Origin of the sequence: Psychromonas sp. SR45-3 (assembly GCF_014163575.1) — a bacterium.
Classification (GTDB): Bacteria; Pseudomonadota; Gammaproteobacteria; order Enterobacterales; family Psychromonadaceae; genus Psychromonas; species Psychromonas arctica.
Map to the genome: position 1 here is coordinate 1 of NZ_JACJDP010000066.1, position 8,739 is coordinate 8,739.

The window sequence follows — 8,739 nt, forward strand, 5'->3', positions numbered from 1 at the left end:
TGGTGAATAATTGTGTAACGTATATCTGTACCGCTAATCTATTTTGTAACTGGGTAAATATATTGAGTAAACCTTAACGTAAATACTTGGTAATCTCCTATTTAAAGCCATATTCAATTAACTCGGTAGCATAATGCGTTTAGATAAATTTATTTGTAAAAGTACGAAATTAACAAAGCAGCAAGTCATCACGGCAATAGAGTCGGGCGAGATCACTGTTAACGAGCAAGTGATCAAATCGGTTGCTACTCAAGTTCATGAAAATAATGTTATTAAGCACCAAAATCAAGTATTAACAGCTCGTCCATTTCGTTATTTATTACTGCACAAACCCGCCAATTTTATCTGTTCAAATGTAGATGATGTTTATCCCTCAGTGCTTAATTTATTAAACTATTCTAGTAAAAATAGAAATGATCAGGTTGTACAGAATCTAGAGCTCGTTTCTGAGTTACATATAGCAGGGCGCTTAGACGCAGATACCACTGGGTTAATTTTGATTACAGATGATGGGCGTTGGACATTTAATATCACGTCGCCCAATAATGGCTGTAAAAAAGTATACCGTGTAGGATTATCCCGACAGATTAACCAGGAGGTGATAAAGAGGTTTGAACAAGGTATTCAGTTACAAGGAGAGAACAATTTAACGTTACCAGCCTGTTTAGAAATGATCAGTGACACAGAGGTTTTGTTAACTATTACTGAAGGTAAGTTTCATCAGGTAAAACGTATGTTTGCTGCGGTTGGTAATCGTGTTTTATCGTTGCATAGAGAACAAATTGGGGCTATAAAATTGGATGTTGAAGTAGGTGATTGGCGATATTTAACTGAACACGAAATCTTGTCATTTCATAAACAAAGCAACATAAGTTAAAGCGCCTTAAGTTAATGTAAGCTAAAGTAATGTAAGTTAAAAATGTAGTAATTTATAAAATGGAAAATGTAAGCTTGGAATTATATAGGTTAAAAGTAATCAAAGTTAAATTTATAGTCTAGTTAATTATATTTCAACTGTTTACTCGGCTCATCAAAGGATAATCGTCAATGAATGATTTATATACACAAGTAATCACCGTCTTTTTAGGTTTTTTTGCGATCATGAATCCCATCGCTAATACGGCTGCTTTTGCAGGGGTGGTGGGTGATAAACCCAAAACTGAACAAATAAAAATTGCAGCTAAAGCCTTAATTATTACGTTTATTGTGATCTTGTCTTTTTCTTTACTTGGTAAAGCAATTTTTCACTTATTTGGTATCACCATTTCAGCCTTGAGAATAACTGGTGGAATTTTGGTGTTTCTTGTTGGGTATCACATGCTTAATGGGCACGGTTCTAAGTTACACTCCGCTGAAAACAAAGATGAAACAGATGTCGCCGTTTCCCCTTTAGCCGTCCCTTTACTTGCTGGCCCAGGTACGATAGCTACTGCTATGAATTATTCTTCATCAGGTGAAATATCTGGTATCTTAGTGACTGTTTCTGTATTTGCGGTGTTATGCATTATCACCTTTATCTGTTTTATATTTAGTTCAAATATTCTAGCGGTGATAGGTAAGAGTGGTTTGAGTATTGTAACCCGTCTAATGGGGTTAATTCTTGCGGTGATCGGAATGCAAATGGTCATTGTTGGTATCACTGAAGTGGTTAGTACCATGACTTAGACTACCTGACCTTTTACAACCTTGGCTGACAAACGCTTAAAAGGCGTTGAAAGAATTTAAATCGGTTTATACAAAGATAAAGAAGGTCTAAAAAATGCGCGACTTAATTTATGCAGCGCAATGTGATCCACTGCTCAGTAGTAGATTAATAACTTTAACGACTACAATGACGTTATTTTTTAATTAATAACGTCAGTTAGAACTGTTATTCAATACTATTAAGTCTATTTGTTAGCAGTCAGTACAAAATCTAAGGCGGCTTTAATTGCGGCTACTTGTGCGTTATTACAATCTTCATCCGTGGCTTTTTCACTATCAGGGTAAACCTCTGTTGTTGTTGTATAAAGTGCGTTGGTCATCCCACCACATAAACCCAACTGTTTAACCGGATAGTAAATGACACCTTCATCTTCTGCTATCGAGCCAATTATTTCGCCTTGATCATCTGCGGGTGCAATATGCGTCACTTGTTTAACCGCTTTAATGATTGCGGCTTGGAAAGCGGTTTGTTTATTTTCAGCGTCACCCACTAAATAAAATCCATCGGGGATAGCACCTGGAATATAGTCTTCACCGTCTCTTGCTGCTAATGCCGGTCTAAACTCACTTTCATCAGAATCTGTTGTCTCGTGTAAATCGATATGAAGAATTATTTCTCCTTCTAATCCAGCGACAAAGCGCATCGCATTACTGGCTTCTTCACTTGGGCTATTGACTGTAAAAGAGCGGTTTGGATCGATGGCATAAGGATTCCAACGAATAATATGTTCGTATCCCCATGGGCTCACACAGGGTAAAACAACGATATTAACATGCTCGGAATATTCATTTGTGGCCGTTTGTAAAAACTGAATGGCACCGTGGACGCCACTAGTTTCATATCCATGTACACCGCCAGTGACTAATATGATGGGTTTATTACGATCCCATTGTTGATTGGTTAATGCAAACAAAGGGTAACTGCTAGGGTTAATACTTAAAGCTCCATATTGCACAAGGTCAAATTCGCTGCTCAATTGTTCCAACGACGTTACCACTTGTTGCAGATATGAACGAGATTTTACACAAGCGTTTAACCATTGTTTTTTTTCAGTATCAGACCAAGCGATACCTGCTTGTCCGATCGGATAGAATGTATTTTGTGACATGTATTTTCCTCTTTAGATGCTTAAAAACAGAGTAAACTGAATTTGCTGCGCGTTTAACTGTCTGCTTACTTGGCTGCTGAAGTGACTAGTTCATTGAGTTTAACTGATCATGTGTTCGATGATTATACGCTTATTATTTAAATACTTAAGTCACGTTGTAAATGAACTTTATGTATTAAGAGGAAGACGTTTTATGTACTACGGTGAAAAGCTAAATAGTATCACTCACCTTGTTGGGGCTATATTAGCATTGGTCGGCTTTGGGTCGTTGTTAACTATTGCTTTTGAACAAGCGCATTGGCGAATAGTCGTGAGTTTTGTTGTCTTCGGCTTAACCTTGATTATGCTTTATAGCATGTCCACTCTGTACCATAGTTTGCAAAGCGTTAAACTTAAAAAAGTATTCCAACAGTTAGATCATGTGTCAATTTACCTTTTAATTGCAGGCACTTATACACCTTATATGTTGCTGTCTTTAGAAGGAGATGGAGGCATGTTGATGTTAGCTTTAGTGTGGGGACTCGCTGTCATTGGTTTGGTCATTGATGTACTGATTGTAAAGCGCATAGAGTGGTTGCAAATCATTATCTATTTGGCCATGGGGTGGATATGTGTTTTTAAATACAGTAGTTTGCAAAATGCTATTCCAGGACCTGGTATTACATGGTTAACGGTCGGTGGCATCGCTTATACTGTGGGGATTGTGTTTTATGTCTTGGACGACTTTGATAAGTTAAAACATGCTCATGGTATTTGGCACTTGTTTGTGTTGATGGGGTCGGTCAGTCATTTTATCTCTATTGCTTTTTATGTTCGTTAAGGTCGATTACTTCATTAAGTGCTTGATTAACATCAAAAGATAACTTGGCTGATACATGTAGTGAGGTCATTTGTCATTACCTTAAGCACTTTTTTAGCAACAAACGTTCAAAAAAACCTAGATCACCGATAGTTTGTTATCAAAGTGATCTAGTTACTGAATGTTGGTGAATACATAATAGTATTCACCATTAAGCTGTTTTAGGTTCGTTTGTCGCAGGTATAGTTTTGTTTCGAATCGTTTCTACTTTACGCTGTTTTTCATACAAAAAAGTTAATACCTCTGAACGTAGACGATTGTAATGCATATCTTTTGATAAACTTAAACGGTCTCGCGGACGCTCTAATTCAACATTCAAGATTTCACCAATGGTTGCACTCGGCCCGTTAGTCATCATCACTATTTTATCTGACAGTAATACCGCTTCATCTACATCATGGGTGATCATAATAACGGTATTGTTGAGCTCATTTTGAATCTCCATCAAAGAGTCTTGCATATGTGCTCTAGTCAATGCATCCAATGCTCCAAAAGGCTCATCCATTAATAAAACCTCGGGCTGCATCGCTAACGCACGAGCGATACCGACACGTTGTTTCATACCACCAGATATTTCGTTGGGACGTTTATTCATTGCATGATCCATGTGTACCAATTTCAGATTATGTTCAATCCATTCTTTTTTCTCGGGTTTACTCATGGTTTTACCAAAGACTTGCTCAACTGCTAACTCTACGTTTTGATAAGCTGTTAACCAAGGCAATAAAGAATGGTTTTGAAATACAACGGCTCTCTCTGGTCCTGGTTCGGTAACTTCTTTACCGCTTAAAATCACCCCCCCCTTAGTTGCTTGATAAAGCCCCGCAACCACATTTAACACGGTAGATTTACCACAGCCTGAATGGCCAATTAGTGACACAAATTCACCTTTTTTAATTTTTAAATCAACATTTTTTAATGCGGTAAAACCACCGGTAGGGGTTGGAAACACCATATCTATATTGCTGATATCAAGTAAAATGCTCATTCTTCTTTCCTTAATTTCTGATACTTCGTTTAAATAAATTTGACTGCTAGATTGTTTGCTTTTTTCTTCATTGCCAAGTCAACACTAAACCGTAGTTGATGATTTATCCCAAGAAGCCATTCGTTGTAGTTGCAACATGCCTCTATCAAGTACAAAGCCAATAAAACCTATCACTATCACTGCTGCCATAATTCTTGCTAAGGAATCAGAGCTACCATTTTGAAACTCATCCCAAACGAACTTACCCAAGCCAGGATTTTGAGCTAGCATTTCGGCGGCGATTAATACCATCCATGCCACACCAAATGACAAACGCATGCCTGTAAATATCATGGGTACAGAGGCTGGTAATACAATTTTCCGAACATGAGTAAACAGAGGTAAACGCAAAACACGGCTGACATTTTTTAAGTCTTGATCTAATGAAGAAACACCAATTGAGGTATTAATGACCATTGGCCATAAGCTACATAAAGTGACGGTTAATAGTGAGTTCACAAATGATTTAGAGACTAAAGGGTCATCTGACACATACAAAGCGCTGACGACCATAGTAACCAGTGGAAGCCACGCTAATGGCGAGACAGGTTTAAAAATTTGTATAATGGGGTTTACCGCTGAGTTTAAGTTTTTACTCAATCCCATGGCAATGCCTAATGGGATAGCGATGATCGCCGCTAATAAAAAACCACTGGTGACCGTGATTAAACTGGTTACAATTTGATCCAAGAACGTTTCTTTACCTGTGTAGTTTCTAATTTTGACTTGATAACTAGGATCTGCAGCTAATCTTTTATCATTACGAATTTGTTGGCGATCGTAGAATTTATCGGCTTTTATGCGTTCGGCTGTATGTTCATCATAAAGAGAGTGAAACTGTTGGTAAACAGCCGTTGGCCCCGGGAAATCACCTAAAGACGTATGAATATTTTTTGCGGCAATGCTCCATAGTAATAAAAAGATCATGATACCAAGTAGTGGCAAGATAAATATTTGGCAAGCCGACTTAAATAAACCCTGTAAGTTGCTCATTAAAGTGGGAGAGAGTGTTAATTTATTACTCAGTGAAATGGTTGTCATGGTCACGATTCCTTGTTAACGCTAGTGATACTAAGTGCAGTAGACAGTGTTATTTTATTTTTCAAATTTACGTTTCATAAGAATATGCCCTTGGCTGATATTGCCATTAAGTAAATACTTTATTGTGCGTAAAATTTATTAATTTGAGTCACTGCAATTAATATGATTGGATTCGAGTTCTTATTCGTTTGTTATTGTTTTTTCTTATAACAATTGTGCCGATTAAGCTCGAATCCAGTAATGATTAATTAAATAGGATCTTAAAGTTTGTCTTCTTTTTTAAGACCAATTTTAAATGAATCGATATAAGCATTAGGTGTATTACCGTCATAAACTAAGTCATCAATAAAGTGAGTTTGTGGTGCTCTAAAGCCTTTTTCAGTGGTAAAATCAGGAAAGTCTTTGGCCTTCGCTAACTTCTCATCAATCAATGATTGCGCGGCTTTCTGGTAGATGTCAGGACGATAGACTTTCTTCGCTAAGTCTTTGTACCATTGGTCAGATTTTGCTTCTGAAATCTGTCCCCAACGACGCATTTGCGTTAAGTACCAGATAGCATCTGAGTAGTACGGATAAGTTGCATTGTATCTAAAGAATACATTGAAATCAGGCACTGCACGTTTATCGCCTTTTTCATATTCAAAAGTGCCGGTCATGCTGTTGGCAATAACTTCGTAATCAGCCCCAACATAATTAGATTGTGACAATATTTTTACTGCAGCAGGGCGGTTAGCATTGTCTTTTTCGTCTAGCCACATAGCTGCACGAATTAGTGCACGTGTTAAACGGATTGTTGTATTAGGGTATTTCTCTGCAAATTCAGCGGTTAAACCAAACACTTTCTCTGGATTATTTTTCCAAATTTCATAGTCAGTCACGACAGGTACACCAATCCCTTTAAATACGGCTTGTTGATTCCATGGTTCACCCACTGAGTAACCGTAAATTGTGCCCGCCTCTAGTGTTGATGGCATTTGTGGTGGCGGAGTCACTGATAAGATGGCATCACTGTCTATGTGGCCACTTGTATCACCTTTATGTGGTGCATAAAAGCCCGGATGAATACCACCAGCTGCTAACCAATAACGTAATTCATAGTTATGCGTTGATACTGGAAAAACCATACCTAAATTAAACGGTTTACCCTGTGCTTTATAAGATTCTACAACGGGTTTTAGTGCATCCGCTTTAATAGGATGAACAGGCCAACCATCAGCTTGTTTAGGAATATTAGGTTTCATCTGCTTCCAGATTTCATTAGAAACCGTGATCGCATTGCCATTTAAGTCCATGGAAAAAGGTGTAATAATATGTGCTTTTGTACCAAAACCCATGGTCGCCGCAATAGGTTGTCCCGCTAACATATGTGCACCATCTAACGTGCCATCAATCAAACCGTTAAGTAACACCTTCCAATTGGCTTGTGCCTCAATGGTCACGTATAAGCCTTCATCCTCAAAATATCCATTTTCGTAGGCTATAGCGATCGGTGCCATATCTGTTAACTTAATAAAACCAAACTTTAGTTCTTCTTTTTCAGGGAAACCTAACTCTTCGGCTTGTGAAAAAGAGACAATTGTCGCTGAGATAGCAATACTCAGTGCTAGTTTCTTCGCCACAAACTTAACGGGTTTAATCCAACTCATATTGTAAAATCCTTTTATTAATAGACATTTTTTGCAAAAAAAAACGCGCATCAATCCTCTTGTAAAAGAGTGTTGATGAGCGTCGTTGCTCTTTTTAAAACCCAAACATCATTGTGTGGATTTTAAATATTACCCTTACTATCTACTGACTATCTTCATTAATAGAATTTGAATAGTATGGTTATTACTGTGACTGTTTTTATATACAGTTATTCAGAAATAGTTAATTATCTAAACTATATATGTCAGTTACATTCTGAGAGACGGTTGCTAATGTTTGACCATTATTCATTGCCATGGTGCGTAATAAAACAAAGGCGTCTTGCTCTGTGATGCCTTTCTGTTGCATTAAATAACCTTTTGCACGTTCAACAATTTTTCGGTTAGCCAACTGTGCTCTTGTTTTATCTAGTTCTGTGCATAATGATTGGCGTTGTTTAAATTGTGCTTCAGCAACCATCATTAAAAAGCTTAACCGGGTCGGGTCTACAGCATCAATAATATATGAGCTTACACCCACTTTTATCGAAGCATGGATGACATGCTCAGTTTGATTTTTAGTAAATAAGATAATTGGTAAAGGCGTCAACTGATTAATGTTTTCAAGTACGGTTAATAATAATTCATCAGGAGAGTTGCTATTGATGATCAACAGATCAGCAAATAGCGGGGCAGCTATTTTATTTTTAGTACTTTGCTTACCATGATGAGAGCCTTGTTTTTGGATTTGTTGATGCCATTGTTGCTGACCACTCGTTTTCAGTGAAAGCTGTTTAAAATTATTTGTTTGTATATGTTTTGTTATGGTATAGCCAAGTTCTTGCAAAGCAATTTTTAACGGTGAAGGCTTCATGATGACATCTTCAACTAGTAAGACCGAACGTGTCTGAACGGAGGTTACTAATTTACGATCTGCTTTCATCATTTCTTTGGCCCCTTTTAAATAATCGATACACTTGTGTATGTTTATCATGTAGCAGGATGGGTGCCAAAAGTACTTATGTCTTTATTATCAGTCATTTAAGGTTTTAAGCGCCATCCTACACCCTATTAGGTAGCAAGGTTATTGCACCATTAAAGAAAAGTATTGATAGATTGCACTGTCTCGGTGCAGGTCTGTATTAGATAAAATAGGCTTTATGTAAGGGAGTTTTAACGATGTTTATTGAAAGATCACTCTGTGGATATTTTAAAGCATATGAAAGCAATGGTTAGGTAATTTGCAGTGATAAAGGTGCAAATGGAATAAATGCACAAAGTTCTAAAGGAATAAAGGAATAAAGGAATAAAGGTCTAAAAGAATAAAACCAGCCTAACGAATAATCACTAAACTGGTTTTTAATTAGCATCTGT

The 8,739-nt window shown here is 37.3% G+C and carries 8 protein-coding genes; 3 read left to right on the plus strand and 5 right to left on the minus strand.

All coding sequences use genetic code 11. From position 1 onward, the window contains the following. Nucleotides 1-133 precede the first annotated feature (133 nt). Together H5084_RS18805 and H5084_RS18810 are read left to right on the plus strand one after the other, a co-directional pair. Nucleotides 134-877, plus strand: coding sequence for a pseudouridine synthase (locus H5084_RS18805; protein ID WP_182692174.1), 744 nt, complete (start codon nucleotides 134-136; stop codon nucleotides 875-877). Between the two features lie 170 nt (nucleotides 878-1,047). After that, nucleotides 1,048-1,665, plus strand: a complete 618-nt coding sequence (locus tag H5084_RS18810; RefSeq protein WP_182692175.1) for a MarC family protein — start codon at nucleotides 1,048-1,050, stop codon at nucleotides 1,663-1,665. Between the two features lie 224 nt (nucleotides 1,666-1,889). Here the strand turns inward: H5084_RS18810 and H5084_RS18815 are convergent, their stop codons facing one another. Beyond that, nucleotides 1,890-2,813: a M14 family metallocarboxypeptidase gene (locus H5084_RS18815; RefSeq protein ID WP_028867259.1), complete on the minus strand. Its 924-nt coding sequence runs from the start codon at nucleotides 2,811-2,813 to the stop codon at nucleotides 1,890-1,892. A 193-nt stretch (nucleotides 2,814-3,006) separates the two neighbouring features. Between H5084_RS18815 and trhA the strand changes: the two genes are divergently transcribed. Then, entirely contained in the window at nucleotides 3,007-3,633 is a 627-nt protein-coding gene (gene trhA, locus H5084_RS18820; RefSeq protein ID WP_028867260.1) for a PAQR family membrane homeostasis protein TrhA, read from the plus strand. A gap of 190 nt (nucleotides 3,634-3,823) precedes the next feature. Here the strand turns inward: trhA and H5084_RS18825 are convergent, their stop codons facing one another. The 4 genes from H5084_RS18825 to H5084_RS18840 all read right to left on the minus strand — a co-directional run bounded on the left by H5084_RS18825 (nucleotide 3,824) and on the right by H5084_RS18840 (nucleotide 8,311). Further along, nucleotides 3,824-4,660, minus strand: coding sequence for an ABC transporter ATP-binding protein (locus tag H5084_RS18825; RefSeq protein ID WP_182692176.1), 837 nt, complete (start codon nucleotides 4,658-4,660; stop codon nucleotides 3,824-3,826). Nucleotides 4,661-4,744: 84 nt separating this feature from the next. After that, nucleotides 4,745-5,692: an ABC transporter permease gene (locus H5084_RS18830; RefSeq protein WP_259396903.1), complete on the minus strand. Its 948-nt coding sequence runs from the start codon at nucleotides 5,690-5,692 to the stop codon at nucleotides 4,745-4,747. A gap of 308 nt (nucleotides 5,693-6,000) precedes the next feature. Continuing rightward, the gene (locus H5084_RS18835; protein WP_182692178.1) at nucleotides 6,001-7,386 is read right to left on the minus strand and encodes a CmpA/NrtA family ABC transporter substrate-binding protein; all 1,386 of its coding nucleotides are present in this window, start codon (nucleotides 7,384-7,386) and stop codon (nucleotides 6,001-6,003) included. Between the two features lie 223 nt (nucleotides 7,387-7,609). Next, the gene (locus tag H5084_RS18840) at nucleotides 7,610-8,311 is read right to left on the minus strand and encodes an ANTAR domain-containing response regulator (protein WP_182692179.1); all 702 of its coding nucleotides are present in this window, start codon (nucleotides 8,309-8,311) and stop codon (nucleotides 7,610-7,612) included. Nucleotides 8,312-8,739 lie beyond the last annotated feature (428 nt).